Annotated in this window: 25 protein-coding genes, 4 tRNA genes, 1 pseudogene and 1 riboswitch; of the genes and pseudogenes, 15 read left to right on the top strand and 15 right to left on the bottom strand. The window is 47.7% G+C overall.

Annotation, left to right across the window (positions count from 1 at the left end):
• Nucleotides 1-3: 3 nt before the first annotated feature.
• Together FQV43_RS07970 and bcp are read right to left on the bottom strand one after the other, a co-directional pair.
• Nucleotides 4-660: a TetR/AcrR family transcriptional regulator gene (locus FQV43_RS07970; RefSeq protein ID WP_144273375.1), complete on the bottom strand. Its 657-nt coding sequence runs from the start codon at nucleotides 658-660 to the stop codon at nucleotides 4-6.
• A 16-nt stretch (nucleotides 661-676) separates the two neighbouring features.
• Complete coding sequence (bcp, locus tag FQV43_RS07965; RefSeq protein WP_144273374.1) at nucleotides 677-1,150, bottom strand: thioredoxin-dependent thiol peroxidase; 474 nt, start codon at nucleotides 1,148-1,150, stop codon at nucleotides 677-679.
• Between the two features lie 137 nt (nucleotides 1,151-1,287).
• Here bcp and FQV43_RS07960 point away from each other — a divergent pair, with 137 nt between their 5' ends.
• Nucleotides 1,288-1,563, top strand: coding sequence for a DUF3618 domain-containing protein (locus FQV43_RS07960; protein WP_144273373.1), 276 nt, complete (start codon nucleotides 1,288-1,290; stop codon nucleotides 1,561-1,563).
• A gap of 52 nt (nucleotides 1,564-1,615) precedes the next feature.
• On the opposite strand, the pseudogene FQV43_RS07955 reads toward FQV43_RS07960, so the two are convergent.
• From FQV43_RS07955 to FQV43_RS07940, 4 genes and pseudogenes are all read right to left on the bottom strand, one after another.
• A pseudogene (locus tag FQV43_RS07955) lies at nucleotides 1,616-2,180 on the bottom strand (isochorismatase family protein).
• Between the two features lie 52 nt (nucleotides 2,181-2,232).
• Nucleotides 2,233-3,474 carry a Fic family protein gene (locus FQV43_RS07950; protein WP_146339883.1) on the bottom strand — a complete coding sequence of 414 codons (1,242 nt, stop codon included), beginning with the start codon at nucleotides 3,472-3,474 and terminating at the stop codon, nucleotides 2,233-2,235.
• Nucleotides 3,475-3,715: 241 nt separating this feature from the next.
• Nucleotides 3,716-3,788: transfer RNA gene (locus tag FQV43_RS07945), tRNA-Lys, on the bottom strand.
• Nucleotides 3,789-3,915: 127 nt separating this feature from the next.
• The gene (locus FQV43_RS07940) at nucleotides 3,916-5,400 is read right to left on the bottom strand and encodes an APC family permease (RefSeq protein ID WP_146339881.1); all 1,485 of its coding nucleotides are present in this window, start codon (nucleotides 5,398-5,400) and stop codon (nucleotides 3,916-3,918) included.
• A gap of 324 nt (nucleotides 5,401-5,724) precedes the next feature.
• On the opposite strand from FQV43_RS07940, the gene FQV43_RS07935 reads away from it, so the two are divergent.
• The 5 genes from FQV43_RS07935 (at nucleotide 5,725) to FQV43_RS07915 (ending at nucleotide 11,357) form a co-directional block, all read left to right on the top strand.
• Complete coding sequence (locus FQV43_RS07935; protein ID WP_144273369.1) at nucleotides 5,725-6,873, top strand: tyramine oxidase subunit B; 1,149 nt, start codon at nucleotides 5,725-5,727, stop codon at nucleotides 6,871-6,873.
• 63 nt (nucleotides 6,874-6,936) lie between these two features.
• Nucleotides 6,937-8,115, top strand: coding sequence for an FAD-dependent oxidoreductase (locus FQV43_RS07930; protein WP_144273368.1), 1,179 nt, complete (start codon nucleotides 6,937-6,939; stop codon nucleotides 8,113-8,115).
• A gap of 159 nt (nucleotides 8,116-8,274) precedes the next feature.
• Nucleotides 8,275-9,465, top strand: a complete 1,191-nt coding sequence (locus FQV43_RS07925) for an Ig-like domain-containing protein (protein ID WP_168195072.1) — start codon at nucleotides 8,275-8,277, stop codon at nucleotides 9,463-9,465.
• Between the two features lie 139 nt (nucleotides 9,466-9,604).
• A complete protein-coding gene (locus FQV43_RS07920) occupies nucleotides 9,605-10,873 on the top strand; it encodes a cation:proton antiporter (protein WP_146340496.1) in 1,269 nt (422 codons plus the stop codon).
• Nucleotides 10,851-11,357: a hypothetical protein gene (locus tag FQV43_RS07915; RefSeq protein WP_168195071.1), complete on the top strand. Its 507-nt coding sequence runs from the start codon at nucleotides 10,851-10,853 to the stop codon at nucleotides 11,355-11,357. The genes FQV43_RS07920 and FQV43_RS07915 overlap by 23 nt, the downstream gene beginning before the upstream one ends.
• 38 nt (nucleotides 11,358-11,395) lie before the next feature.
• Here FQV43_RS07915 and FQV43_RS07910 read toward each other — a convergent pair.
• The 3 genes from FQV43_RS07910 to cmrA all read right to left on the bottom strand — a co-directional run bounded on the left by FQV43_RS07910 (nucleotide 11,396) and on the right by cmrA (nucleotide 13,028).
• Nucleotides 11,396-11,471 (bottom strand) — tRNA-His (locus tag FQV43_RS07910).
• 53 nt (nucleotides 11,472-11,524) lie between these two features.
• The gene (gene orn, locus FQV43_RS07905) at nucleotides 11,525-12,175 is read right to left on the bottom strand and encodes an oligoribonuclease (RefSeq protein WP_146339878.1); all 651 of its coding nucleotides are present in this window, start codon (nucleotides 12,173-12,175) and stop codon (nucleotides 11,525-11,527) included.
• A 40-nt stretch (nucleotides 12,176-12,215) separates the two neighbouring features.
• On the bottom strand, nucleotides 12,216-13,028 hold the full coding sequence (gene cmrA / locus FQV43_RS07900; RefSeq protein WP_246847005.1) for a mycolate reductase: 813 nt from the start codon (nucleotides 13,026-13,028) through the stop codon (nucleotides 12,216-12,218).
• A 226-nt stretch (nucleotides 13,029-13,254) separates the two neighbouring features.
• Nucleotides 13,255-13,357, top strand: a riboswitch (TPP riboswitch).
• Between cmrA and FQV43_RS07895 the strand changes: the two genes are divergently transcribed.
• The 4 genes from FQV43_RS07895 (at nucleotide 13,348) to FQV43_RS07880 (ending at nucleotide 16,681) form a co-directional block, all read left to right on the top strand.
• On the top strand, nucleotides 13,348-13,935 hold the full coding sequence (locus FQV43_RS07895; protein ID WP_146339876.1) for an ECF transporter S component: 588 nt from the start codon (nucleotides 13,348-13,350) through the stop codon (nucleotides 13,933-13,935). Its footprint overlaps the riboswitch before it by 10 nt.
• Before the next feature lie 33 nt (nucleotides 13,936-13,968).
• On the top strand, nucleotides 13,969-15,369 hold the full coding sequence (locus tag FQV43_RS07890; protein ID WP_146339874.1) for an ABC transporter ATP-binding protein: 1,401 nt from the start codon (nucleotides 13,969-13,971) through the stop codon (nucleotides 15,367-15,369).
• Nucleotides 15,366-16,127 carry an energy-coupling factor transporter transmembrane protein EcfT gene (locus FQV43_RS07885; protein WP_146339872.1) on the top strand — a complete coding sequence of 254 codons (762 nt, stop codon included), beginning with the start codon at nucleotides 15,366-15,368 and terminating at the stop codon, nucleotides 16,125-16,127. The genes FQV43_RS07890 and FQV43_RS07885 overlap by 4 nt, the downstream gene beginning before the upstream one ends.
• The gene (locus tag FQV43_RS07880) at nucleotides 16,124-16,681 is read left to right on the top strand and encodes a hypothetical protein (RefSeq protein WP_210415237.1); all 558 of its coding nucleotides are present in this window, start codon (nucleotides 16,124-16,126) and stop codon (nucleotides 16,679-16,681) included. Before FQV43_RS07885 ends, FQV43_RS07880 begins: the two co-directional genes overlap by 4 nt.
• On the opposite strand, the gene FQV43_RS07875 is transcribed toward FQV43_RS07880, so the two are convergent.
• Together FQV43_RS07875 and FQV43_RS07870 are read right to left on the bottom strand one after the other, a co-directional pair.
• A complete protein-coding gene (locus tag FQV43_RS07875; RefSeq protein ID WP_146339870.1) occupies nucleotides 16,636-17,013 on the bottom strand; it encodes a CrcB family protein in 378 nt (125 codons plus the stop codon). The genes FQV43_RS07880 and FQV43_RS07875 overlap by 46 nt on opposite strands.
• Nucleotides 17,006-17,359, bottom strand: a complete 354-nt coding sequence (locus tag FQV43_RS07870; RefSeq protein WP_168195070.1) for a CrcB family protein — start codon at nucleotides 17,357-17,359, stop codon at nucleotides 17,006-17,008. Before FQV43_RS07870 ends, FQV43_RS07875 begins: the two co-directional genes overlap by 8 nt.
• A gap of 166 nt (nucleotides 17,360-17,525) precedes the next feature.
• Here FQV43_RS07870 and pgm point away from each other — a divergent pair, with 166 nt between their 5' ends.
• From pgm to FQV43_RS07855, 3 genes are all read left to right on the top strand, one after another.
• Nucleotides 17,526-19,175, top strand: coding sequence for a phosphoglucomutase (alpha-D-glucose-1,6-bisphosphate-dependent) (gene pgm, locus FQV43_RS07865; protein ID WP_146339866.1), 1,650 nt, complete (start codon nucleotides 17,526-17,528; stop codon nucleotides 19,173-19,175).
• Nucleotides 19,176-19,222: 47 nt separating this feature from the next.
• The gene (locus tag FQV43_RS07860; protein WP_255455974.1) at nucleotides 19,223-19,711 is read left to right on the top strand and encodes a DoxX family protein; all 489 of its coding nucleotides are present in this window, start codon (nucleotides 19,223-19,225) and stop codon (nucleotides 19,709-19,711) included.
• A 61-nt stretch (nucleotides 19,712-19,772) separates the two neighbouring features.
• Entirely contained in the window at nucleotides 19,773-20,537 is a 765-nt protein-coding gene (locus FQV43_RS07855) for a thioredoxin domain-containing protein (RefSeq protein WP_146339864.1), read from the top strand.
• A gap of 84 nt (nucleotides 20,538-20,621) precedes the next feature.
• Here FQV43_RS07855 and FQV43_RS07850 read toward each other — a convergent pair whose 3' ends face one another.
• The 4 genes from FQV43_RS07850 to FQV43_RS07835 form a co-directional block, all read right to left on the bottom strand.
• A complete protein-coding gene (locus FQV43_RS07850) occupies nucleotides 20,622-22,046 on the bottom strand; it encodes a Fic family protein (RefSeq protein WP_146339862.1) in 1,425 nt (474 codons plus the stop codon).
• A 36-nt stretch (nucleotides 22,047-22,082) separates the two neighbouring features.
• Nucleotides 22,083-23,237 carry a DNA glycosylase AlkZ-like family protein gene (locus FQV43_RS07845; RefSeq protein WP_146339860.1) on the bottom strand — a complete coding sequence of 385 codons (1,155 nt, stop codon included), beginning with the start codon at nucleotides 23,235-23,237 and terminating at the stop codon, nucleotides 22,083-22,085.
• Nucleotides 23,238-23,323: 86 nt separating this feature from the next.
• Nucleotides 23,324-24,472 carry a hypothetical protein gene (locus tag FQV43_RS07840; protein ID WP_146339858.1) on the bottom strand — a complete coding sequence of 383 codons (1,149 nt, stop codon included), beginning with the start codon at nucleotides 24,470-24,472 and terminating at the stop codon, nucleotides 23,324-23,326.
• A 379-nt stretch (nucleotides 24,473-24,851) separates the two neighbouring features.
• Nucleotides 24,852-24,924: transfer RNA gene (locus FQV43_RS07835), tRNA-Ala, on the bottom strand.
• Nucleotides 24,925-25,215: 291 nt separating this feature from the next.
• Between FQV43_RS07835 and FQV43_RS07830 the strand changes: the two genes are divergently transcribed.
• Together FQV43_RS07830 and tig are read left to right on the top strand one after the other, a co-directional pair.
• Nucleotides 25,216-25,292 (top strand) — tRNA-Pro (locus FQV43_RS07830).
• Between the two features lie 93 nt (nucleotides 25,293-25,385).
• Nucleotides 25,386-26,753, top strand: a complete 1,368-nt coding sequence (gene tig, locus FQV43_RS07825) for a trigger factor (protein WP_144273475.1) — start codon at nucleotides 25,386-25,388, stop codon at nucleotides 26,751-26,753.
• Nucleotides 26,754-26,962: the final 209 nt, after the last annotated feature.

Raw genomic sequence — 26,962 nt, 5'->3', positions numbered from 1 at the left:
GCATTAAGACGTAGCAACCGCAAAAAGATAAGCAACGATCATTCTTTTAATTTCGCTGATGATACGGTTGAAGGATTCGTCGTCAGTCGCATTATGCACTGCATAATTGAGTAGCGGAATTACCGTATGAATAAGTAGCCGTGCCATTTCTTCGCGCATAGCGTCGCTCATGCCTGGGGAAAGAGGCGTGAGCACCTGCGCCAAAATGTCGAGTAAGGGGCGTTGGGTTGCAGCTGCAGTATCACGAGTAGCAGGTGTGGATTGTACCGCGTGCCATACAGCGCGCCGAGATGGGTCGGCATGCCACATCTGTGCGAGGTGTTCAATCAATTCATCCAAAAAGTCGGGCCACTGCAATCCTGGTACCTGTTCGGCAAAGCGATGCACTTGCTCCAAGGTTGCAGCAGTATCTTCTCGATCTAATTCGCAGATGAGAGCATATTTATTGGCAAAGTATTGGTAGAGCGTACCAATGGGCAGTTCTGCGCGCTTTGCCACTTCGTCGAAAGTAAAGGACTCAACTCCGACATCCACCAATACTTGGCGCGCAGTGATAAGTATTTTAGAAAAGCGCTCGCGGGAACGTTGTTGCGCAGGGCGACGTCGGGGCAGAAGGATATTTTCTGCCCCTGACCCGGGGGGTGTCTTGTTCTCGCTCATACGCATTAGAGTAAGTCTAGTTGTTAAGATCGCGAATCAGCCGTGCTACGTGTCCAGTAGCTTTTACATTATAACTAGCCAAACCAATAGTTGCGTCTGGTTCGATGAGGAACGTGGAGCGGATAACACCCTGCACAACTTTCCCATAATTCTTTTTCTCGCCAAAAGCGCCATAGGCTTTCATGATGTTTTTGTCTTCGTCGGAAAGCAAAGGGAAATTGAGTTGGTGATCTTCGCGGAATTGGGCAAGTTTTTCTGGTTTATCTGGTGAAATACCTACGACGTCTATGCCAAGGTCATTGAGTGCAGTTAAGTTATCGCGGAAATCGCAGGCTTCTTTGGTGCAACCAGGGGTATTAGCGCGAGGATAGAAGTACACGAGAACGCGTTTGCCTGCGTAATCTGCCAAAGAAGTGGTGCTGCCAGAGTCATTGGGGAGGGTGAACTCGGGTGCTTTGTCGCCTTGTTCTAATCGATTTGCGTTGTCCATATTTCAACAATAACGCATAGCGTGGTGTAGCGGATTTTGAGAAACACAGATATTTTTCGTTTCTGAGACAGCGCAGATGTGTGTTCTTACGGTAATGTGGAACCAGAGAAAAACGTTTTACTGAGGAGAGAAAATCCGTGGCACGCAATATTGAAGATATTCAACGCGATATTGAGCGTACTCGTAAGCAGCTTGCGAGCACCTTAGATGAGATTGCAGATCGCAGCAAACCACAGCATCTTATCCAAGATGCTAAGAGCCAGGCGACCACTAAAATACAAGATCCTCAAGTACAGAAAATTCTTGCAGGTGTTGGTGCTGCTGTAGCAGCTCTCATTGTTATTGGTGTGGCACGTTCTCGTAAGAAGCGCAAGGATCTCAAAGAAATCCAGAAGCTATTGGCTAATCGCTAAGCCTTTCTCATATTGACTGTTGGCATAGGCGCTCCTTGTGATGAGGGGCGCCTTAAGCTATTTGTGCCCCTGCATTGAGCATTTCTGCGATGGCGTCTTGGGCGGTTTCTTCATACACGGGTGCACATAGATCGCTGAGAATACGCACTTCTAATCCTTGGGCTAGAGCGTCGAGTACAGTGGCTTTGACGCAATAATCAGTTGCAATGCCGACGACATCAATAATCTCAACACCTCTTGTGCGTAACCATTGGGCTAAGGGTTGTTCTTCTGAGGCGCTAGTTCCCTCGAAGCCGGAATATGCAGCACTGTATTGACCTTTGCGGAATGTTTCTTCAATACGGTGCGCTTGTCGCTCTAGGCTAGGGTGAAATTGTGCACCTGCAGAATTGGCGACGCAGTGGGTAGGCCAAGAATCCTTGTAGTCGGGGGTTTCGCTGAAATGTGCCCCTGGGTCGATATGCCAGTCTTTGGTGGCAATGATGTGGCTATAACGATCAGCGTGGGTGTCGATTAGTTGGGCAATATCGTGTGCAACTTGTCCACCGCGTTCGGTGGCAAGGGAACCGCCAGGGCAAAAATCATTTTTGGACATCGACGATAACTAAGGCTCTCATGCACAGTAGTGTAGTTGATGGTGGCTATCTTGGGGTAGGAAGTCAATGGATTTTACAACCCTAATTTGGTAATTCCTTGTTGGGATAGCTGAAAAATGAGTGGTCGTTTTTCGATAATATCTATCAGACCTTTTCGCTGTAGTTCGTTCAGGTAAGGGCGAATAGTATGTTTTGTCCGTTTTAGATTGTGCGCAATATCTTCTAGTTTGACTCCGGAGCGAGGTCCGAATAGATAGGCTTGACCGAGAATGAAAAGGATAGCGGATTGGTATTTGTCATATGCAATGGTGCCAGCAGATTGTAATTCTTGTAGCTGGGATTGCAGAATCTCGAAAGACGCTTTTTTCTCACGTAGCTCTTTGTAGAGGCGGGTTTGTGCCTCACGTGTGAACAGTAACATTTTTTCTGCAAAAAAAGTTAGTTCAGCATGATTGAGTGGATGCTCAGCGTCCTGAAACGCTTTATAATACAGTGCTTTTTTCTCAAGGAGTTGTGCAGAAAGTGACAATGCGGTTGGTGCAGATAATAAAGAAACTAAACGCAGGCTGAGGAGAAAACGCCCAAAGCGACCGTTTCCGTCATAGAACGGGTGAGTGTGTTCTAGCATGAAATGCTCAACCATTGCATTAACAAGACAAGATCCCTGGTTATCCTGTGCAGAATCTAGCATGGAATGCATATTGTTGATGATATGAGCTTCATCGGTTACACTGGCATGGACTGTTCCTTGTGCGTTAGAAATATAGACTGAATCGGCACGGAAAAAATGTCCATCTGGCATATCATGGTCAGCAATTTCTTCCGCGAGAAGTTCGTCGTATAGCTGTCGTAGCTCTGCCATAGTGCGAGGGTAGCGTAGTGTATTGCTTTCACTTGCCCCAAAAAGCATGAGGAAAGTATGTGCCATTTCTTGGAAAGGCTTGTGAGTTTGGGGAGATGTCCGGGCAAGTTCTAGAGCATCTGTTATGTCTTTTCGTGTGGAGTGGATATTTTCGATTTCATTGGTAGCTATGATCTCACTGATCATGAGGGTATAGATGTAGTGTTGCTGTGCAGCGAGCGGCAAGGTGTCCCAGAGCTGTGAAATTTTGAGTTCCTGCTGCCATATTTCATCTATTATGCGGCATATTTGTGTCGTCATCATGACAAAAATAGGTTCGTCTTTTATGTGGTAGTTCCACTTCATCGTCGACGCAGATTCACGTCGTTTACTTAGCGCATCGTCTACTACAGCGTATGTATTTGTACGTGTTTCGTGAAAAATTGTTTTGAGGGGGCGGTAGTTGTGCGACATATCGTTACTCCCTCCATAAAATCTGCATAATTGACTATTTTCACTATAAAGAATACTGAATAATGTTCCTTTTTGTAAAAAAATGGCTTTTTTTACAAAAACAATTCTTACTTTTTTCCTTAATGAAAAAATAAAGCACTTTTATACAATATAAGTGCATGGTGAAAAGGATAAGATAAAGAGAAAAGTGGGAAAGCAAAAGACCTTAACGGAATAATTCCAGCTAAGGTCTTTTCTTGAGTGCGCCATCAGGGAATCGAACCCCGAACCCACTGATTAAGAGTCAGTTGCTCTGCCAATTGAGCTAATGGCGCAATGCTGCAAAATTTCAAGAGCTTGCGCCCATAGAGTGTTTTACAACGAAGAAAAATATAACTCATGTGACGGTTAAAGTAAAATCACCTGTTCAGGACTGTGGGGAGCGTCGTATAGCTAGTCAAATTATGCGTGTTTGGCGTAGTTTTTTGGGAGTTCCTCGGGGGTGAGAAGCTGCATAGTGGGATCTGGAGTAAGGGCAGCGCATAGCCAACCACTGCCGACGCTCAGTGGTACAGATAAGGCTAGTGCCCAGGCAACTTGACTGTCGCCGCCGACGAGACTGACGAGATTTGCGGTGATGAAAAAGCATGCCACGCTGAGTCCGATAAGGGAGAGACAAGGGGCACCAATGCGGTGGAAAAAGGGATCTTTGCCGGCTGGATGAGAGCGGAAATACTTGATGATGGCGATGTCTACCATGATCATGAGTACCACGATGGCGAAAGTTGCTAGTCCACTAAACCAGGTGAATATCTCTAGAACTGGGTCAAGGCCTGCGATAAGTGAGCACAGGGTGAATACAACAATAGTCAGTGTTTGTAGCAGCGAAGAAATATGCGGTGAATTGTGGATAGGGTGGACTAGGGATACTGATTGTGGCAGGCATCCTTTTTTCGCGATTGCGTGTTGATAGCGGGTCAGGACATTGTGGAAGGATAAAGCTGCGGCAAATAGGCTGGTGAGTAAGAGAATTTGCACTGCTACTCCTGCCCAGGGGCCAACATATCGGGTAGCGGTGATGATGACCATTTCTTCGGGGTTTTCCGCTGCAATGGCAGCAATGTTCTCTGCACCCCATGCCTCGACGATAGCCCAGCCGGAAAGAGTGTATAACAATCCAATGATCGCAATGGCTATGTATGTGGCTCGAGGAATAGTGCGATCAGGGTTTTTAGCTTCATTGCGAAAAACTGTTGTGGACTCAAAGCCAATAAAGCCTGCGAATGCCAGCATGAGTCCAACACCTGGGGTGCCGGACATTATTGCTTGTGGGGTGAATGTTTCTGCGCTTAAACCGTTAGAGCCGCCTGCGAGGATAATTCCAACGACGACGATGAGCGTTATGGCGATTTCTGCAATGAGCGCTGCGCCGAGAGCTTTGGAGGATAATTCAATGTCGCGATAGCCTAGGAAACCGACGATAGCCACAATCGTTAGTGTTGGTATCCACCAGGGGAGATTAACTCCAATGTGGGTGAGGAGAAGTGATAGCTGTGCGCCAAGGTAGGCGTATATTGCAAATTGCACGACAGTATAGGTGAGCATGGCTAGGAAAGCGGTGCCGATTCCCCAGCGGCGGTTACTGGCGGATTCAACATAAGAAAAGAACGCTCCTGGTTCGCTTATTCTCCTGGACATTGTGACAAGACCAACGGAAAAAACCATGAGAACGATGCCACTGAGTGCGTACATGGCGGGGTAGCCGGCACCATTGCCAGTTGCGATGCCAATGGGAAGTGCGCCACCGATCACTGTTAGTGGTGCGGCGGCGGCAATGACCATGAAGACGATAGAGCCTACTCCTAGTGTTCCTTGATTCAGCTCTGATGTTTTTGCTTTGTGGGGTGTAATACGTGCTGTTGTCTGTGGCAAAGGTTTGAGTGACATCTTCTTGTCCTATTCCTTGCTTGTCGGCTTGTAGTGCTTGAGGGCACATGATGAGTCATGGTGGTAATGCTCTGTGGGAGTTATGCTACATAGATTTTTCTATAGATCAATAGGCAAAAGGATCTCACCCCCGTTTAACTGTCATGTGATAGTTAATAAATGTGCTGGAAGATCCGCATATTTAAGATATTCTCCAGATTGCATATTATTACCCCCATATTCTATCAACCTATAGAATATGGGTAAGTTTAAGTTACACAACCTACGCAGAGCACAAGGTTGCATAACCAAAATGAAAAGAACACAAAGAAGGGGAAAGCCATTATGTCGCAGACCTCAGCACATACTCGACTCGATACCTTATTCCTCAGCGAACCAGACATGATTGCCGCTGGCGTAACAGATATGCCAGCGTGCGTAGACACAATGGAAGAAGTTTTTAGATGCCTTAGCGTCGAGGACTATCGCATGGCTGGGAAAAATAATAATTCACACGGGGCAATGGTGGTATTCCCAGAATCTTCCCCACATCCACAGATGCCGCTCGATGCGACCGATCGTCGATTCATGGCAATGCCAGCATATCTAGGCGGTTCTTTCCACCGAGCAGGCGTGAAATGGTATGGCTCTAACGTCGAAAATCGCAATCATGGTTTACCACGCTCAATTCATATGTTCGTGCTTAACGACGCGGTGACAGGGGCACCACTTTCCATTATGAGCGCTAATCTATTGTCCTCCTATCGCACTGGCGCAATTAGCGGAGTAGGCGCACGGTATTTAGCCCGAGAAGATGCCAAAGTAGTAAGCATTATTGGCCCTGGAGTCATGGGCAAGACAGCTCTCGAGGCTTTTGTTGCCGCGCGACCTGGGCTAAATACTCTCAAAGTTAAAGGTCGTGGTGCAGATTCACTTCGTTCTTTTATCGCGTGGGTCAAAGAAACACTGCCGCAGTTTACTACCATTATCACGGCAGAAACAATAGAAGAAGCAGTGCGTGACTCCGATATAGTCAGCGTATGCTCCACAGCTGCAGCAGGCTCTGCAAATTATCCCATGATTGAAGCTGAATGGATCAAAGCTGGTGCTCTCATTACAGCTCCGGGTTGTGCGAACTTTAATAATGAATACCTCAGCTCTGGAAAAGTACGCATGGTGGTAGACAATAGAGGACTCTATGAAGCATGGCTAGAAGAATACAGCCCTCAGGCTTTCGAGGACGTTGGAATCATTGGAGTGAAGTTCCTACAAATGGAACAAGACGGTGACCTTACTCCTGGAATAGTCACGGATATAGGGCAGATCATTACCAACGAAAAACCTGCGCGTACCAGCGAAGAAGAGGTGATTATCTTCTCTGTTGGCGGTATGCCTGTCGAAGATGTTGCCTGGGCGTCCTATGTATACGATCGTGCGCGTGAGTTAGGCATTGGCACATGGCTCAACATATGGCACACCCCTGAATTGGCATAGATTGGCATAAAACTAATTGATTGTTGATTGGCAAAAGCAGAAAACCAAAAGGAGAAAACATAAATGGACGTGCAACCTAGCAGGGTGGTAGAGGTTGATTATGCCGTTGTAGGTGTGGGAACAATGGGGTCGATGGCACTGTGGCAATTATCAGAATTGGCGCCCGCGGGCAGCACAATTTTAGGCATTGAGCAGTTTGGTCGTATCCATACTCGTGGCAGCTATACCGGGGAGTCTCGACTTTTTCGCGTAGCACTTAAAGAGGGACAAGAATTCGTCTCTTTTGCGCAACAAGCACGCCAATTGTGGTTGGATCTGAATGAAAAATCTGGGCGAGATGTCTTTTTGCCCATTGGTGCCTTAAGTATCGGTCCGGCTGATTATCGCACTATAGTCGCAACGCAGGAGGCAATCGACGAGTTTGCATTACCTCATGAATACTTTAATGCTGAACAACTACGGCAACGCTTTCCACAATTTAGCATTGACGACACTGACATCGGCATTCTCGACCCACAAGGTGGCGCCATTCGACCTGAGGTAGCTGTGGCAACAGCCACGCAACAAGCGCTCAACAATGGAGCACAGTTATGGACACACACCAAAGTGATAGGCGTCGATAAGCATGGCTGTGAGGGCATTGTGCTGCGTACCGATCGCGGCACTGTCAAAGCACGACACGCTATTTTTACCCTAGGATCGTGGGCGGGTGAATTATTCCCCGAATTGCGTGCAGCCATTACAGTGCGACCACTCGTACTGACGTGGTTCATGCCCCGAACACCCGCTGCATTCTTGCCTGACACATTGCCCATTTTTCTCTACGACAAGCCTCATGCTGACGGGACAAGTTTCCACATCTATGGCGCGCCCAGCATAGATGGGTTTAGTGTCAAGTTCTCCACGGAACTATTGTCTGAGGTACGTGCCACACATCCAGATGATATACCTGCGACGGTATCCGACCAGGTGCTCAACGCCTTTGCGCAACGAGTAGCAGAGACAGTGACAGATTTCTATCCAGATGTGGCACGGTTGAGTATGCATCATGATGGTTTTACCTCCACAGGTCATGCAATTATTGATACTCAACCAGATCAGTCTTTTAGCATTGCTGTGGGAATGTCGGGCACTGGTATGAAATTTGCGCCTTATTTTGGGCAGCTTGCTGCACGTCTGGCCTTAAGTGGTGATACCCAGTTGCGACCAGATTTCTTGAGTATGGCTGCTCATTTATCGTGATGGTTTCGTCGCAGAGCAATAAGCAATGAGCACGCGTATAACATCTGTGTAACAAGTTGCTGAGTATAAGGATATATAGAGGAGAATGCTCGTAGGATAGTGGTTCTGAACCCATTATTCATAAGCACATATAGTTTTAATAATTAAGGGAAGTATCTAGTGTTTCATAGCAGTATTAAGCGTATAGCAGCAGCTTTTCTTTGTTTATCTTTCACGCTTAGTGCTTGTTCACATGGCAGTGCTGATACTGCAAACACAGCTCATAACACAGTAAAAACTTCACAAGCTCCTCGGCAAAAACTTGCTCCTGCTGCAAGTGTGAAAGACGGAGAGACAGACATTAACCCTAAAGAGATTATCTCGGTTACATCTCGTGGTGATGGTCTAAAAAAGGTCACTATGACCAACGAGAATGGCAAAGTGGTTGCCGCCCAGCTTTCCGACGATAAAAAAGAGTGGAAATCTGCTGAACCACTAGGCTATGGTCGCACCTATACCATTGCAGCCGTCGACAATAATGGCAAAGAACTCCATACTTCCTTTTCTACCGTGTCTCCTTATGACACAGTCGCATTATCCATGACACCTCTGCCGGATTCTGTGGTAGGGGTTGGTCAAACTATTAACTTTGTATTCGGTTATGACGTAGCCAACCGCAAAGCAGTGCAAGACGCGATAAAAATTACGACGGAACCAAAGGTAGAGGGGGCATTCTATTGGATTGCCTCTAATGAATTACGCTGGCGTCCACGAGAATTCTGGGCACCAGGAACCAAAGTGCACGTGGCAGCAGATCTCTATGGCGTCAACATTGGTGATGATATTTATGGCACCGCTGATGTCACCAATAATTTCACCATTGGCGATCGCGTAGAAGCAATCGCTGATGATAACACTAAAACTATGACCGTCTACAAGAACGGTGAACTATTGCGTAGCATCCCAATATCTATGGGATCAAGCCAGTGGCCAACCCCCAATGGCGTGTATATGATCGGCGACCTGAACCCAGAGATGGTCATGGACTCGACCACTTATGGATTATCTTTGGAAGCCGGAGGATACAAAACAAAGGTGAAGTATGCTTCACAAATGTCTTATGATGGCATTTATGTTCATGCTGCGCCTTGGTCAGTATGGGCACAAGGAGTACAAAACACATCACATGGCTGTATCAATGTCTCAACTGATAATGCACAATGGTTCCAAGGCTTAGTTAAGCGTGGAGATATCGTCACAGTAAAGAACACCATTGGTGGCTTTATGAGTGGATATGATGGCTTGGGTAGTTGGAATATCCCGTGGGAGACATGGAAAGCAGGTAATGCGCAGCCGAATAATGCCCAATAGCTATCACTTTGGTGTGCTATAAGGTTGCCATACTTAGTTTTTGTGGAGTTTATACTACATAATAGTGGTCATGCTCGTACCACAATTTTTGTTTGTCCCTTCTGCTGCATCTTCTGTGCCGTCTGCATCTATGGATTTTATGCTTAGCGCTAGTGCTAACACTGCTGAAACAGGCACGCACGCTCTGGTATCTTTCGCCTGGATCATGGCTGCTGCTTTAGCCGCACCTATTCTGTCGTGGGCAACAAGAAAACATATTCCTGCTGTGGTGTTTTTACTCGTGCTGGGTGTGATTATCGGACCCCATGTATTAGGTTTGGCACGCAATGATTCCAGCATTGATATGCTCAAAGAACTAGGGCTGGGGCTTTTATTCTTGCTTGCCGGGTTCGAGATAGACCTGGACACCATGAAAGATAAAGCAGGTAAAAGTGCCCTGATAACCTGGGTAGTCTGCATGGTCTTTAGCTTTTTTGGTGCCTTACTTGTAGTAGGTGCTGATGACACATCAGCGGCAATTGTATTAGCGATCGCATTGACCTCTACCGCACTAGGTACGCTTATGCCGATTCTGAAACAACAAGGCTGGTTAGCAACACCGATTGGTCGTCGGGTGATGATTCATGGTGCCATCGGCGAACTTGCGCCTATCATGGCGATGGCACTGCTGCTTTCTACTCGTAGCACTTTTCTCACGGCGATTGTGCTCGCGCTCTTCTTCCTCATTGCCTTATTTGTCGCATTTTTGCCACGTACTGTACGGTTCTTTGCGCCTTGGGTGCGTCGTGCCATGATCGATGGGGCGAGCGCTACTAACCAAACAGTCGTGCGTGCAGTGCTACTCATGCTGGCAATTTTGATGTCTGCTGCTGCGGTATTCCAACTCGACGTGGTGCTTGGGGCGTTTGCTGCCGGTATTATCCTCAAGCAATTAGTGCCGGAGAATCTGCGTTCTGCGCTAGAAGAGCGTCTCGACGTGCTGGGCTACGGATTACTCATCCCAGTGTTTTTCGTAGTGTCTGGGATGGGAATTGATATTGGTGCTGTAGCACAAGCGCCATTTGCGCCGATTATCCTAGTGGCAGTGATTCTGCTGACTCGTGGTGTGCCGATTATGATTCAGGAGCTTTTCTTCGCCAAGGACACTCAGCTAGAGACTTGGCAGGACAAAGTGCAGGTAGGTTTCTATTCTGCTACTGGGTTGCCCATCATTGTTGCTGTAACAGAAGTTGCAACACATTCGCATATCATCAGTGCTCAATATGGATCATTGCTGGTCGCTGCTGGAGCAGCAACAGTGTTGGTCTTTCCACTATTGGCAGCTGCTGTTGGGCGAGCAGCGGTGCATAAAAAGCCAAGCCGAGAAAAGCAAAGAGCAGACAAGCATGAACAAGAAAAATCTATGTAGGTTACCGCTACTGAGTATATGCATATGTGGTGTGAGCGTTCTCGCACTAACCTCGTGTGCCCAAGAACAAGATAAACACGTTCAGAATGGGCAGCAGGAGGTAGCGCAATTTGCTGTGAATAGCACAATCGAGAACGCAGAAAGTGAAAGTATTGTTCTTGGGTCTAATGATGATCGTTCAACTGGCTATGGTGTAGCTCGTCCTACCTATACCAATAATGGTGGTTCTTCTAGCGGCATTATCAGTGATATTGTCTGGGATAGTTGGGGTGGTGAGATTGCTGAGGGCACGGGTATGGCCTTGGCACAGATTCCTGGGATGGCTCTTGCCGAAAGCCCTTTTTTAGCGCACGCAGTGGTCGCATATGACCTTGGAATGTGTGATGGTAAGCGTGCTTATCGACGCCTAGCAACGTATCGACCTGATTTAGGTGAAACCTTTACCTATGGTTTGGGCATTGATGTGTGTTGGAGCGAACAATGAGACAACCCCGATATTCATTCTGAATATCGGGGTTTCTTTGGGGTGGCTGACGGGGCTCGAACCCGCGACACCCAGGATCACAACCTGGTGCTCTACCAGCTGAACTACAGCCACCATTGCTGCTGGAATTTTTGCAGCGAGGTCTATACTAACGCAAAGTAGTTAATTTACAAAAAATGCTGGTAGGCCTCGGTAACGCTGTCACTAGCTGCCTGTGCGCTTTGTGTATCCGTGCTCTCTTTTAATAAAGCCTCACGATAATAAGCAAGTTCGCGGACAGATTCCACAATATCAGTGAGCGCGCGATGGCTCAGTGCTTTTTGCGGCTGGTGATAGTACACCTGAGGCTGCCACCGCTTTGCCAATTCCTTGAATGAAGAAACGTCAATCATGCGATAATGCAGCACACTATCGAGTTTAGGCATATATTCGCGGATAAAAGAACGATCGACAGCAATGGAATTGCCTGCTAATGGCATAGGATGTTCAGTACCACAATAAGTATGGATAAGCTCGATAACGCGTTGCTCGGCTTCTTCTAAGGTCAGCGTCGAACGCTGTATCTCTGCTAGAAGACCAGACGAGGTATGCATATCAGTGACGTAACTATCCATGTGGGCTAGTTGCTGCTCATCAGCATGGATAACCAAATCAAGACCTTGACCAAGAATGTTCAGGTTGGCGTCGGTAATGAGTGCTGCTATTTCGACGATGGTGTGCTTGTGGACATCAAGACCAGTCATCTCGAGATCAATCCACACTAAGCGATTGTCTTTGTCGGCAAGCGGCTGATCCGGTGTTTCGGGGGAGATAGTCATTAGAATCCTTGAATCATAGAGTGAGTAGGGGGCAGGGGACTTAAGCGTCATTGCCCATTTTCTTATAAAAATTACCGATAATCGGTGACAAAATTGCTGTTGGCGCCACCGAAGAAATAACATTCATGGCCTTAGACAAAGGTCCAGGAACTACTCGACGACGCCCCTTTGCCATAGCTGCTAAAGTTTCTTCTGCGCAAGACTCATAGGTTGTCCATAAGAAATCAGGCACGACCTTATCGACGATCGACTGCTCAGATTCTGGAACCACAGCCTCACGTACTGGACCTGGAGCAAGGAGAGTACAACTTACCCCTGTGCCTTTGAGTTCATAGTGCAAAGCCTCGGTAAAAGCATTGATTCCTGCTTTAGTGAGCACATAGGTGGCATTATTCGGAATAGGGATATTTCCAGCAGCAGAACCCACATTACAAATAGCGCCATTACCACGTTCAATCATGCCTGGTAATACTGCATGAGTGAGCTCAAAAACCGCTGTGGCGTTAAGCTCAAATTGCTGTGTTTCATAATCCCACTGTTGCTCAATAAAAGGACCAAAACTAGCGATACCAGCAGAATTGATAATGATATTGATTTCTTGTTCTGCAATATGCGCAATGAGTTCTTGGCGCTGTGCACTATCTGCAAGGTCACAAGCATAGACCTCTGCGCTAATAGCATGACGTTTTTCTAGTTCAGCTGCAAACTCCTCTAGGACTTCTTTGCGACGCGCTACCAAAATGAGATTATGCCCCATGCGCGCAAGTCCACGTGCCAGCGCCATTCCAATTCCTTGGCTCGCCCCAGTTACCAGAGCACGAGCAGAAATACTAGGGGTGGGCAGGGCAGAGATGGGACGAGCAGTCACAGCAAGAACCTTTCAGCAAATCAGAAAAGAAGTTTCTCACTCATCATACCTGTATTTTGTGGGGACTTTATGGGGGAGCATACCTAGTTTTATGTTGGGGAGTAGTCACATCGAGTGCTACACTCAAAAACCATTGTGGATCATTTTTTCCAGAGCACTCAAGGGACTAGAACCTAATAAGAACCTGAGGTGTTTTGCGAAACCTGATCTGCATAGTCAACACGGGTGCTATATATGCTGAGACGCCAGATAAGGCGAACCGTAAGAACCTGATCCGGTTAATTCCGGCGCTAGGGAGGAAACTATGCGCACTACTCAATGGCGCGTTATTGATATTGTTATTGCCAGTGTTCTCGGGCTTGCCTGCGGATTCATCTTTGTATTGTGGAACTCGGCAGGATACGCCTGGTTCAAGGTTATGGATGCACTTACTCCCGGATTAGGCGGGCTTACCACAGGAATCTGGCTCATCGGCGGAGTAGTCGGCGGGCTAGTCATCCGTAAACCAGGTGCTGCCCTCTATGTAGAAACCTTTGCATCCATTGTGTCCATGCTTCTTGGCAGCCAGTGGGCAATCAGCACTATTTATTCTGGTCTGGCACAAGGACTAGGGGCAGAATTAATTTTCTTATTATTTGTCTACAAAAACTTCAAGCTCAGTGCCGCTATGCTAGCTGGTGCTGGCGCTGGTGTTGGTGCTTTTATTTTGGAACTATTCACTAGCGGAAACGCAGCATTATCGCTGAGTTTTAATATTATTTATCTTGTTTGCCTCATCATCTCTGGAATGATCCTCGCCGGTATTGTCGGTTTTTACTTGGTGCAAGCACTGGCAAAAACCGGTGCCCTTGACCGCTTTGCTGTTGGTCGAGAACTACGCGGTCGAGTATAAACCGAGTAGAAAAACAACGACAGGTAGCACATAGTGTCAGAGTGCGTCATCGAGGCAAAGAACTTTTCTTGGCGTCATGCCACAAGAAAAGATCCAGCTTTTTCTCCCCTCAGTTTTCGCATTAACCGAGGCGAGTGCATATTGCTTAGCGGAGCGTCGGGTGCTGGAAAATCCACCTTGCTCAGTGCAATAGCCGGGGTGCTCGGCGGGGCAGAAGAAGGCGAACAGTCCGGTAGTTTAGAGGTTGCTGGACTTGTAGGTTTAGTGCTCCAAGACCCAAATTCGCAGGTCATTGCATCCCGAGTAGGTGATGACGTGGCGTTTGGGTGTGAAAATCTCGGTATGCCAACTGCGAGCATATGGCACCGAGTACATGAGGCATTGACTCTTGTTGGACTCGATATGCCTCTTGACACGCCAACCCGCTATCTTTCCGGTGGGCAAAAGCAGCGTCTAGCGTTGGCAGGGGTCATTGCTATGGGAGCAGATATTATTATCCTCGACGAACCCACCGCTAACATTGATCCTCAAGGTCGCCAAGAAGTACGCGCTGCCGTCGAAAAGCTGCTGAGTAATCGTGATGTTACTGTGCTGATTGTAGAGCACCGCACCGCACTATGGCACAACCTTGCCACACGGTTTTTATCACTTGACAAGCACGGCATTCACGAGCTCCCCCCGGAGCACCTGCCCCAAGCACTGACCCTGCCCCCCGCTCAACCAGAGCGCGCTCAGGCTGAACCGCTCATTCAGGTGCAACACGTGCGTACTATTACTAATCGCGAGCATACTTTCGACGTTCCGCTGGGGGCTTCCACTGTGCTTACTGGGCCCAATGGGGTAGGAAAAACTCAACTCGCGATGGTGTTATCGGGAATCGACGCTCCTAGAGTAGGAACTTTGCTTGTGCATGAGAAAATAGCCAAAGGACTGCACACCCCGCCACACAAGTGGAAATCTGCCCAGTTGGTGCACCGAATCGGCACGGTATTCCAAAATCCAGAACACCAATTTTTAGCAAGAACTGTGGCAGAAGATTTATTGCTGAGCGGGAGTAGTGAGCGAGCAGAAGAATTACTACATAGATTACGGCTTGACCACGTACGTGACGCACACCCTTTTACCTTATCCGGTGGCGAAAAACGACGATTATCAGTGGCAACAGCACTGATGGGCAAACCTGAACTGCTCGTACTTGACGAACCAACATTCGGACAAGACCCCGCCACATTTGCAGCACTTACTCAGTTACTACGCGAACTCAATGACGAAGGCGTGAGCATTTTTTCCATTACCCATGATGAACAATTCATCGCTACCCTAGGCGACAAACACATTCACATTGATCCTCTTCACACTCCTTCTCACATAGCAGGTACCCCGCACGCATCTGCCAGCCGAACCCCCAGTCACGCGCCAAGGAATAACTCATGAATGTACTTGCCCCGGTGAACCCCGTGACCAGAATCATCGGCATTGCGCTTGCTACCACACCATTGCTGCTCAGCATTGACTGGCTCTCTGCAACCATCGCCATCATTCTGAGTTGCATCGCAGCGCCAATATGCGGCGTACGCTTTGGCTACCTCATACGTCGCAGTATTCCCTTATTGATCATTACGCCACTCACAGGTATATCAATGTTGCTCTATGCGCGCCCAGGGGGCAAGGAGTATTTTTCTTTTCTGAGCATGCACATCACTGATAATTCCATTGCACTTAGCATTGCCATCATGCTGCGGGTTCTTGCATTTGGTCTGCCAGTCGTGGTACTTTCTGCCCGCATTGATCCCACCGATCTTGGGGACGGGCTGGCACAAATACTACATTTACCTGCTCGGTTCATCATTGCGGCGGTGTCGGCAACCAGGTTGATCAGTTTGGTAAGTGATGATGCTGCAAGTATCAGGCGTGCCAGGAGATCACGAGGTGTCGCTCAGCAGAATAAAATACGTACTGCGTTGGGAATGTCCTTTAGCGTGTTAGTTTCAGCACTGCGTCGGGGGGCAAAACTATCCACAGCTATGGAAGCCCGAGGTTTTGGTCGCACTGACATTAAACGTACCTGGGCACGTCCAGCACGCCTGCATACCAGAGACTTTATCGTGCTGATAGCCTGCATACTCATGCCCGTTATCGCACTAGTTTCTGCCTACTATGCTGGCACGTTTAGTTTTTTAGGAATGTCATGATCCGTACTGTGCTTATCGACGGTCGGTCCGGTTCCGGTAAAACCACCTTCGCCACAGAATTAGCGCGTAGAGGGCACACTCATGGCTGGCAGCTGGTGCAGCTCGACGAGTTTTATCCAGGCTGGACCGGACTAGCGCACGGTGCCAAACTTGTTGCTACTGATGTACTCGCACCCCACAACCCCAGCTATCCAAAATGGGATTGGCATAACAGTACTGTGAGCACCCGAGTGCCTTTGGCCGCGGATCGCCCCATGATTATCGAAGGAGTAGGTGCGATAACCGCGGCTTCTTTAGTAGCTGCAAAACAACGCGGTGACTACATCAGCGTGGTACTACACGCTCCTGCCCAGTTACGGAAAAAACGAGCCTTAGCACGTGACCCTTACTATGCGCCGTGGTGGGATATGTGGGCACGCCAAGAGGAACACCATTGTGCCGAATTAGAAAAACTCACAGTTGATTATTGTTTATCGCCGCCCCAGATGACGGGGGATAACTACCTTGCTCAGGTAGCGAAAATTGCGGCGGCAATGGGACTGCCAAGCACATAAGCTCCCACAGAGCAGATACAGGTGAGGGAAAAATAGCCCGCGCACAATGTATAAGAATGTGATTTCACCAAGCTGCCTAATTCTTGTGCCAAGGTAGACCAGGTGGATAGGGCACCACAGAACCCAACAACACAGAAGAGTTGAAAGAATAGTGCGTGATCGTCGGAAGTTTGTGCGTGGACTGCAAGACTGAGCACAAAACATGACACTGCATTGGCTAAGAGCGTTGCCCACAATGAGCGAATATGCTTGTGCTGCGCATATTTCTTCATCGCATAACGTAGTGCGCCGCCGCAGAATGCCCCACCGATGAGAACAAAGACATTAAGCATGAGTCCTCCGCTTGGTGTGCTTGGGGTGTTTGGTGTGCAGAATGTTTCCTAGAAGCCACAGGGAAATACATAGGAGGGTCGTCGCAAAGAAATAATAACCAAGGAAAGTGAGATCAGTGCTGTGAGCGGCGAGCACAAAGATAAAGGTGGAAAAAGTGCTCAAGCCGCCAAGGAAACCCGTGCCCCAAAACAATGCTGGTTTGAGATATCCCATGAGAAAACAAGCGATGATATTGATCCCCATTGTTATGAGTGCTGGGCTTAACGAGACAAAACTGGCAGCATAAACGCCAATCGCATAGCGGCTTAAGGCGCCTAGTGCAGCACCGCAACCTACTACTGCCATTTCTTTGAGCACTTCTTTCATCGCACAAAGTATAAGCCAAAAAGGGGAGTAAGTGGGGCGCGGAGAATGCAACGAGAAAAATAAACACGATTAGCTCTGGAAAAGTTATCCCAGAGCGCGCATGATGGAAAGTGACTTCTGTTTAAGGTTCTCTAGGAGGAACGCAATGGCTCACCAGCGTGCTGGCCAACAAGCACAACCACAAGACTTAATTGATGTTGCACAATTAGTCACCGCCTATTACACACGCACCCCCGATATGACTAACCCCGATCACCACGTGGTTTTTGGCACGTCAGGGCATAGGGGCAGCTCTCTAGACTGCGCTTTCAACGAGAGCCATATCTTAGCGATCACCCAAGCCATCGTAGAATATCGCAGTGCCCAGGGCATAGGCGGTCCATTATTCATTGGACGCGACCCCCACGCGCTGAGCGAGCCGGCAATGATTTCTGCACTTGAAGTATTGCTGGCACATAAGATTCCAGTTTTTGTCGACGACCGAGGACGCTACACACCTACACCCTCGCTATCCCATGCCCTCGTGCGCTATAACCAAGGCAAAGCTACACATGAATACGCTGATGGCATTATCATTACCCCCTCGCATAATCCGCCTCGCGACGGCGGCTTTAAGTACAACCCTCCTCACGGTGGTCCAGCTGATACTGACGCCACAGACGCGATTGCCCGTCGCGCCAATGAGATTTTGCATGACAATGCCCAAGCAAGCTCGGTCAAGCGAGTACCAGTGAGCGGCGTATTAGACCCACGAGCACACAAATACAATTATCTCGACTCCTATGTTCAAGACTTACCCCAGGTCATTGATATTGATCTGATTCGCGAGTCAGGGCTTTCTATTGGCGCTGACCCTATGGGAGGCGCATCCGTGGACTATTGGCAAGCAATCGCCGATACACACCGGCTTAACCTTAGCGTAGTTAATCCGCTTGTCGACGCCACCTGGCGCTTTATGACACTCGATACAGATGGCAAAATCCGCATGGATTGTTCCAGCCCAGATTCCATGGCCTCATTAGTGGCACAACGCAGCAAGTTCGACCTAGCAACCGGCAATGATGCTGACGCAGATCGACATGGCATTGTTACTCCCGATGGTGGGCTGATCAACCCTAATCATTACCTCGCAGTAGCCATTGACTATCTTTTTACCCACCGCCCGAGGTGGTCCAAAGATATGCAGGTAGGAAAGACTCTGGTGTCCTCGTCGATGATTGATCGAGTGGTTGCTCAACTAGAGAGAACTCTCGTAGAAGTGCCAGTTGGATTTAAGTGGTTTGTGCCCGGTCTTATGCACAGTACGCTGGGCTTTGGTGGGGAAGAATCAGCAGGAGCCTCATTCTTATGCCACGACGGTAGCACATGGTCAACGGATAAAGATGGCATAATTTTGGACTTGCTTGCCGCAGAAATAACCGCAGCTACTGGGCTTAGTCCATCGCAACGCTATGCTCAATTGGCAGCACAACATGGTGCACCTGCCTATAAACGCACTGATGCTCCAGCTACGCGCCAAGAAAAAGCACTACTCAAACACCTATCAGCGCAGCAAGTAACTGCACAAACACTTGGTGGCGAGCCGATTACTGCAAAAATTACGGTTGCGCCAGGTAATGGTGCGCCTCTTGGGGGCTTGAAAGTAACCACCGAAAATGCATGGTTTGCGGCACGACCTTCGGGGACAGAGGACAAATATAAGATTTATGCGGAGTCTTTCCACGGAAGTGACCATGTGCAGGTGGTGCAGGAAGAAGCTAAAGCCCTTGTTTCTGAGGTTTTGCAAAAGGGTTAGCTAGTGATGGTTCGTCGTGAGCAGAAAATTGCTATAGGGTTTAACTTGTGACGAATACTGTAGAAAAAGCAGATGTAAAGCGCGACAATAAAAAGCTGATTTTAGATGTTATTAGTTTTATTTCGCGCTTTGCTATGGCATTGGTGTGGTTGGTAGCTGGGTTCACAAAATTAGGTGAGCGGGTTGCGGAAGCACAGGCAATCAGGGCATATGACATCTTTGGTGCTACCTGGTCGAATTATTTGAGTTATCTCATTGCGCCATTAGAAATAGCAGGTGGAGTGTTATTGCTCTTTGGTATTTTCTTGCGTCATTCTTCGCTGGTTTCGACGTTTGTACTGGTACTTTTCATTATCGGTATTGCTCAAGCGTGGCAGCGAGGGTTGGTTATTGACTGTGGCTGCTTTGGTCCCAAAGACGCTGACCCCGGCGTAGGTATGGATTATGCTCTCACCATTGCACGTGATGTGTTGTTCATATTCTTCTCGTTGTGGACTTATTATCGCCCATTCAAGAAATTTGCGATATATGCCTAATCCTTAGCTTTTTGCTAAGGTCGGTTTAGATAACTTGTGGAAAGAAAAGCAAGGTTGAAAAATGAGTTCAAGTTCTAAAGTTAAAAACCCAAATGAAAAATCACATGGTTTCGTTTGGGCTATTGTGGCATTGCTGGTAGTTATCATTGCCGTAGTTGCCTACATTGTGATTGACGGTAAAAAAGCAAATAGCGAGCGTATTGCGCAAAATACAGAATCTGTGGGGTTCAACGTATCCTTTGCCGACAATGCTGTGGTGCTTAAGTCCGATAAAGCAGCAGCGGATGCAAAAAACGTTGAGGTCTATGAGGATTTTGCGTGCCCACACTGTGCCGACTTGGCCACTGCCACAGATGAAGCCATGAAGAAAGCAATCGAAGACGGCAAGATAATTGTGCATATTCGTTCACTGAACTTCCTCGACGGCATGGCTGAATCCAAACCAGGCAGAGAAGCACTTACGACGATCAACGGCCACGCAACTAAAGCTGGTACCGCTGCCTATGTTGTGGCTAAAGCGCAAGAAGGCGACGCTTATTGGAATTTCCGCAAGTATCTATTGGAAAACCAGAGTGACATTTATGGCTCAGTAGATGAGGAACAACTATCCAAGCTCGCTGCAGATTACGGTACTTCTAGCGACGTTGTGAAGACGATTAAGAGCGGTAGCGAGAAAGAATCCTATCGCAAAGTAGCATTGGCAAATTATGACACTCTCGATAAAGAGCATGATGGCGTTTCCTCACCACGTATCTTCATCAATGGCGAAGAATATACTGGCGAGAATGGTCGCATGGAAGGCTGGGTCGAGGCAGCAACCAAATAAGTTGTAGCTTGTATAGTTTTCTGATTGATCCCCTAGTTAGTATGGCTCTAACTAGGGGATCAACTTATGGGCAGGATCTGTGCCCTAATAGTTGTGTCTCCGGTATTTTTGCAGGCGGCTATTGGGCTTGTCCGGTATGGTAAGTGCCACGAGATCAGCTTTGATTGCAGGGTTGAGATACGCTGCGCGGAAATGTTTGCGATCGGATAGACCGAGCGCTTCCATGAGCTCGGCACTAGATAGCTCTTCGTTGCCGAGTGTATTAAGTAACTGAGCGACTTGGGGGGTGACTTGGGGGGTGACTTGGGGGGTGACTTGGGGGGTGACTTGGGGGGTGACTTGGGGGGTGACTTGAGGGGTCTGGTAATTCATATCCGCCAATGTCACAGCAAAAATATCATCTTTGCTACTAAAGTGAGGCATATGTTCTGGGCGGAAATTGCTTTGCTGCTCAGTTTCGCGGCAAATTCTGCGTAAACCACTACCGCGGCGTTCCATGAGTCCAACTCGATGAAATAAGTCAGCTATCACTGGGTTCCGTCGTCTGCTCTTTACTTCATCTGTCAATGGGTCATCAGGTAGCGTGCCACCCTGAAACATGGCTCCTGGAGATGATATGACCATACGATCATCGTAAATATCCACATTAATTTCTGTTCCGTTGAGCAGATAATCTCGATGGATAAGTGCATTAACTAGGGATTCAGTAATTGCGCGTTGTGCATAGCTTGGTTGGTCAGAACGACTTTCTGGTTTTTTCTGCCAAGGGGTTGTGTTGTGTCGCATGACAAAAGCACGAGCTTCCCTTAAGAGAAACAGCAGACCGCCAGAAAGTTCCATGTCGTCGAGAGCATCGTCTTTTGCTAAACCTGCCCACCGAGTACAAAATACCCGAGAATGTTTCATGAGCGGTTCGTCTGCTAATAAAGCGCCTGCATTAGTGAGCATTTGCCCGCTGGTATCTACCAAACCAAAAGAAGAGAAATCAGAGTCGCTAAACTTATTGCCGGTAGCCTCTGCATAGATAGCTTTCAAGACCGTGAAACTGCCATTGGTAAAAGGAAAATTGGATATCAGGGAGTCGTATGTCTCGTTTTTTCCTCGTAAAATTAGTTCATTAAGAATCTCTATAGGTGCTAACTCGCTGCGGTCACCAAGCCGTATATATGCTTCACGACGTCCATCCCCGCGATAATAATGTGGTGTATTCATATCTGGGTAAATGTGGACTTTAAGAAGAGTCGCATTATCGTGACGCTCATGCTTTATGTCGAAAGTTGGAATTGGTTCAATACGTGCCCTAATGAGTTGACTAATAAATTCAGTATCTGATTGAGGATTGTTCAGCCCGATGATGCTGTGTGTGGTGTCGTCAATGCCAAAAATGATGACACCACCTGTGGTATTAGCAAAAGCGGATACAGTTTTTAACCAGCTACGTGGTTTAGTGCGTTCAACTGCAACCTTGAACTCATATGCAGTGCCTTCGACAGAGAAATCAGCTACCATGCACGAAACTATATCAGCTATGCCAGCTCAGTTTAGCTACTTGCCTGTAAAATCTTTCCACGTACTATCACCAGGTAAACCAGTCCATTTTTCTAGTTTCCTCTTTACTATTTCCTTGGCTTCATCAAAGGGTACTCCTGGATCGACCTCGAAGTTTTCTAAGGAAAGAGTCCCCTGTGTATTTCGTGCCGCAACACGACCGATCAGTTCGTCACCCAAAAGCAGAGGCAAACCATAATAACCAAAAGTCCTTTTAAGAGCCGGTTTATATGCCTCGAGTAAATACGTTTTTCCAAAAAGTGCTTTTTGTCTGCCACGTGTCCAAATTAATGAATCAAAAGGAGACAAAGCAGTAATGCTATCAAGATCATGCGTAGGTGATTGCTCAGTCACAGTGTGAGGGGAAAAATCACGGTAGTGTGTATCGAGGTACCATATCGCCGTGCTGTCTGCTACACGCGTTGGCACTGCTCCTACACTAAGAATATGATCCTGGATAGCTAAGGTTTTTGGGATTCTGATGTAATCGCGGATGTGATCCTCGGTGGCAATACCTAGTGCTTTGATAGCAATAGCTACTGTTTCTTTCAGGCTAGTATCACAATCAAGTCTGCTATAAACCGGAAGGTCTGCTTGCTGTGGTGTCCGGTAGATTCTTTGCCATTTATCATTTCTATCTACAACCACTAATTCTCCGATACTCAGCAACCATTCACACGCAGTTTTAATGGGACTAGAACGCTCCCATCCTTTTCCGTTGAGTTTGCCTAACTCGGCAACTGTTGCAGGTCCGGAATCTGCAATGCGCTGTGCTATTTCTGCTGCTAATTTCTTGTCTATTGCAGGACCAGATAATCCCTTGTCACGAATGTGAGCGCGTTGCCATTCAAGACGTGGCCACATACTTAGCGCTAATAATGAATGCGCGTGCCCCCACGTCTCGAATAATCCTGCTTGTTGGGTAAAAATAGATTGGATATTTTCAGCTGGTACACCACGCGCTAAGAGTACCAACTCATGTGAGCGCAACACTGGTCGGAGCGGATCAATCTGGACACACCCTAAGCGTTCGATGGTGGTGAGCAGATCGGTATTGCGTTGTTTACCTCCCAATCCTTGTGCTGCTACAGCAATTGCGCGTGCGTCGGAAAGGCTAAGGTACAGCTGCGGGGGTATGGGCTTATGTGTCATGATTTTGCGTCCTCAAATTATGGAGGTGTTGTGGGAGCAACATTGTGGATTAAAAGTATAAGACAAAGCGTTTTAGCAGGAGATCCTTACGCAAGAATGGTCATCTTAATCGACTGCGCTGCACAAATTGCTCTATCTTGAGCTAGGGAAGCTGTTTTGGCTGTTGCACACAGGTTCCCGATTCTCGATCGGTAGGTGCCCACCTCAGTGATAATATCTCCTTGGTTTCGTAAGGGGAACCATTCTGGGTTTCCGGGGTAACGCTTGATGTTCTCAATTCCTTGCACAGAATCTAGGGTTCCAGTTTGTGAAGCGTACAGGCTTACGTGTGAGAATCCACCTTTTATTTCCCGGTGAGTGGGGGAGTCGAGTGGTGCGCCTAGTGCCTGATTAACTGCCATTGCATAAGGGTTAAAATTTGTTGTCTTGAGTATTCCAGGTGTGATGAGTGCTCCTGCCATTCGAGCATTTATTTCAACCAGCTCAAACCCCGTAGCTGTTTCGATGAACTCTATGTGAGCTAAACCGAGGTCATAGTCGAGAGCTCTCAATATATCGAAAACCCAATTTTCTACATCTTTTTCCCAAGGAGAGAAAGCGTCCCACGGAAACGACTTCACGCGTTCTGTAAAAAACGGTGGTTGGGACAGAATGCGATTTGTAATGCCAAATAATATCTCTGATGATCCATCACGCCACACCTCAGCAGAATAGGTAGGGCCGAAGTAAAAATCTTGCTCGAGGTAATCCTCGAGATGTAGTTCTGCCTCTGAAGAAAATGCGGACATCTCTGCCTCGGATTCAACGAGATGAATTCCAATTTTTCCGGTACCGCCGCGTGGTTTGATAATCTTTGGCCAGTCTTGCGACGTGGATGCCAGACCGGAAGAAATTAGTTTTTGTTGAACTGACTCCTTGTCTCTAAAAAACTTTAACTTTGAGGTATCGCTGAATTGATAGTATCCAAAGGAATCTCGCATTGTGGATGCGATAACGCCCCAAGTATCTGTAACGCTAAAGACTTGGGCAATGCTTGACTGATTCTCTTTCACATAATTTTCGAGTTGTGCGCGATCTCGAGTGGGGAACTTAACTATTTCTGCGCAGGTATCGCCATAGTGATTCGGATTTTCCGCCAAAACGCGTAGGCTATAGCCATATTTTGTTGCAGCTGAGGCCATTTCATCCAACTCAGACATAGCTTCGATGGCAAGAAGGATATTCTGCTTTGTCATGTTGTCTTCTCGTCTTTATAAAGTGGGGGATTATGGTTTTCTCTTGAGGTATCAATCAGTCTATAGGTACTTTGATTCTTATGCGTAGAGGTGGATTATGGAGGCCATGAACCAGTCGTCATTGTCTCGCTCGCAGAGTATGAGTCCTTGAGGGAAACTGCTATCTTTTATGTTTTCCCGCCAATGCTCACAACACGTGTTTTCTCTTTATGGTCTTGGTGATTCACCTGCCGTATTGGATGGGGTGTGACCCCTAATCTCACCTGCTATCAGGAAAAGAAAACCTCTCGGTTTGCGTATCCGACTAGGTAAAACGCGTAACCTGAGAGGTTTGGTTCGTGCTCAAACCTTGCAAAAGCTGAGTGCATGAGTACATACGTGGAGCTAACGGGATTCGAACCCGTGACCCCCACACTGCCAGTGTGATGCGCTACCAACTGCGCCATAGCCCCAGTGAGTAAAGAGTTACACACTGCAGCTTATGGTACTGTACGAGATTCCTAAGAAACAAAATGCCTGTTAATTGCCCTGATAATGGCATTGCACACTGAGAAGAAGTAGTCATAGTTGAGTTGTTTGAGTGTGTCTTTGTCCCATTGTTTTCGTATCGTTCTGCTGCGGTATTTAGGGGCTTATACTGGCGATTAGCTTTTTTACGTTGTTATGAGTTATAGTCTTAATCCGTACCGCGCACTATTGTGTTGTAGCTCTATAAGCTAATAATCATTAGTGTTGATGTATGCCGGGACGTGGCGCAGTTTGGTAGCGCACCTGCTTTGGGAGCAGGGGGTCGCAGGTTCAAATCCTGTCGTCCCGACCAAAAACTATCACCCTCATCCAAGTATTTTTTGGGTGAGGGTGATAGTTTTATTTAGGTTCATATTTTTCTATTACACACAGGAGAGTGACTCCGTTGAAGAGTTCCGTCGAGAAGCTGAGCGATACCCGCGTTAAGCTCACCGTTGAAGTGCCTTTCGAGGAATTGCAAGGCGAAGTAGATCAAGCATACCGTGCTATTGCCCAGCAGATTACCATTCCTGGTTTCCGTAAAGGCAAGGCACCACGTCAGCTTATCGACGCTCGCGTGGGTCGCGGTCCTGTATTGGAGCAAGTTGTCAACGATATGCTCCCATCTCGTTACCAGCAGGCTGTTGAGGAAAACGAGCTTGTGGTGCTTGCACAGCCAACCATCGACGTTACCAAGATTGAAGATGGTGAGCTTGTTGAGTTCGTTGCTGAGGTAGATGTTCGCCCAGAGATTACCGTTCCTGATTTCTCTCAGATTTCTGTGACTGTTCCGGCACTCAAGACTGATGAAGAGGCTGTGGACGCAGAGATTGATCGTTTGCGTGAGCGCTTTGCTGAGCTTAAAGATACTCGTCGTAAGCTCAAGACTGATGACTATGCCATCATTGATCTTTCAGCTGCTGATGTTGAAGGCGAAACTGTTGAAGACACCAAGGCAGAGGGGCTTTCTTACCGTGTTGGCGATGGTTCCTTGCTTGATGGTCTAGATACTGCACTTCGTGGTCTTAAGACTGGTGAGTCTGCTGAGTTCACTACCACGATTAAAGATGGTGAACACGCTGGTAAGAAGGCGACATTGACTGTTCATGTGCAGCAAACTAAGGAACGCAAGCTTCCTGAGCTTGATGAAGAGTTCGTTCAGACTGCGTCTGAGTTTGACACTGTGGAGCAGCTACGTGAGTCAGTGAGCTCTCGAGTTGCAGAGCAGGCTAAGGCTGCTCAGGCTGCAGCTATTCGCGACGAAGTCCTCAAAGCTGCACTTGCTCAAACGAGTTTCGAGTTGCCTGAGGCAATCGTCGAGGAGCAGGCTCATGCCCAGTTGCATCAGGTTATGGGACAACTTGCTCACGACGACGAGGCAGTGAATTCCCTCCTTGAGGCGCAGGGCACTACTCGTGAAGAGTTCGAGGCTCAGGCGCGTGAGGCAGCTGCTGAGTCAGTTCGTAACCAGCTATTCCTTGATGTTGTTGCGGAACAAGAACAGCCAGAGGTATCCCAAGAGGAGCTTACTGACCACATTCTCTTTACTGCACGCTCTTATGGCATGGATCCAAACCAGTTTGTGGCGCAGTTGCAGCAATCAGGTCAGATCGCTCAGCTTTTTGCTGATGTTCGTCGTGGTAAGGCAATGGCTGCCGTACTTACCCGCGCATCTGTGACAGATGATGAGGGTAACACAATCGACCCTAATATCTACTTCGGTGAGGAAACTGAAGCAGAGGCGGAATCCAAAGAGAATGACGCTGCAGAATAAGTTTTATACGTGAGCGTTACACTCTACGAAGACCTACGTGCCAGGTGGCGGGTAGGTCTTTGTGCTTTGCGTATAACTCTTTTGTCTATCGCTGGTCTGTACCGACTGACTATACCGCCAGCAGTGACTCATCAACGCTGTGAGCGAACAAGGACTTGTTTGGTCGAGAGCGTTGGTATTGTTAATCTCATTGCTTGCATTAAGCATTT

The organism is Corynebacterium sp. sy039 (assembly GCF_007904105.1).
In the GTDB taxonomy this organism is placed as follows: Bacteria; Actinomycetota; Actinomycetes; order Mycobacteriales; family Mycobacteriaceae; genus Corynebacterium.
The sequence above is the reverse complement of the archived record's forward strand: the minus strand, read 5'-3'. Positions and strand labels throughout refer to the sequence as shown.

Coding starts and splice junctions, on each gene's coding strand:
- FQV43_RS07970 (WP_144273375.1), bottom strand. CDS start 660: ATGAGCGAGAACAAGACACCCCCCGGGTCAGGGGCAGAAAATATCCTT.
- bcp (WP_144273374.1), bottom strand. CDS start 1,150: ATGGACAACGCAAATCGATTAGAACAAGGCGACAAAGCACCCGAGTTC.
- FQV43_RS07950 (WP_146339883.1), bottom strand. CDS start 3,474: ATGTCGCACAACTACCGCCCCCTCAAAACAATTTTTCACGAAACACGT.
- FQV43_RS07940 (WP_146339881.1), bottom strand. CDS start 5,400: ATGTCACTCAAACCTTTGCCACAGACAACAGCACGTATTACACCCCAC.
- FQV43_RS07935 (WP_144273369.1), top strand. CDS start 5,725: ATGTCGCAGACCTCAGCACATACTCGACTCGATACCTTATTCCTCAGC.
- FQV43_RS07930 (WP_144273368.1), top strand. CDS start 6,937: ATGGACGTGCAACCTAGCAGGGTGGTAGAGGTTGATTATGCCGTTGTA.
- FQV43_RS07920 (WP_146340496.1), top strand. CDS start 9,605: ATGCTTAGCGCTAGTGCTAACACTGCTGAAACAGGCACGCACGCTCTG.
- FQV43_RS07915 (WP_168195071.1), top strand. CDS start 10,851: ATGAACAAGAAAAATCTATGTAGGTTACCGCTACTGAGTATATGCATA.
- orn (WP_146339878.1), bottom strand. CDS start 12,175: ATGACTATCTCCCCCGAAACACCGGATCAGCCGCTTGCCGACAAAGAC.
- FQV43_RS07895 (WP_146339876.1), top strand. CDS start 13,348: ATGCGCACTACTCAATGGCGCGTTATTGATATTGTTATTGCCAGTGTT.
- FQV43_RS07885 (WP_146339872.1), top strand. CDS start 15,366: ATGAATGTACTTGCCCCGGTGAACCCCGTGACCAGAATCATCGGCATT.
- FQV43_RS07880 (WP_210415237.1), top strand. CDS start 16,124: ATGATCCGTACTGTGCTTATCGACGGTCGGTCCGGTTCCGGTAAAACC.
- FQV43_RS07875 (WP_146339870.1), bottom strand. CDS start 17,013: ATGCTTAATGTCTTTGTTCTCATCGGTGGGGCATTCTGCGGCGGCGCA.
- FQV43_RS07870 (WP_168195070.1), bottom strand. CDS start 17,359: ATGGCAGTAGTAGGTTGCGGTGCTGCACTAGGCGCCTTAAGCCGCTAT.
- pgm (WP_146339866.1), top strand. CDS start 17,526: ATGGCTCACCAGCGTGCTGGCCAACAAGCACAACCACAAGACTTAATT.
- FQV43_RS07855 (WP_146339864.1), top strand. CDS start 19,773: ATGAGTTCAAGTTCTAAAGTTAAAAACCCAAATGAAAAATCACATGGT.
- FQV43_RS07850 (WP_146339862.1), bottom strand. CDS start 22,046: ATGGTAGCTGATTTCTCTGTCGAAGGCACTGCATATGAGTTCAAGGTT.
- FQV43_RS07845 (WP_146339860.1), bottom strand. CDS start 23,237: ATGACACATAAGCCCATACCCCCGCAGCTGTACCTTAGCCTTTCCGAC.
- FQV43_RS07840 (WP_146339858.1), bottom strand. CDS start 24,472: ATGACAAAGCAGAATATCCTTCTTGCCATCGAAGCTATGTCTGAGTTG.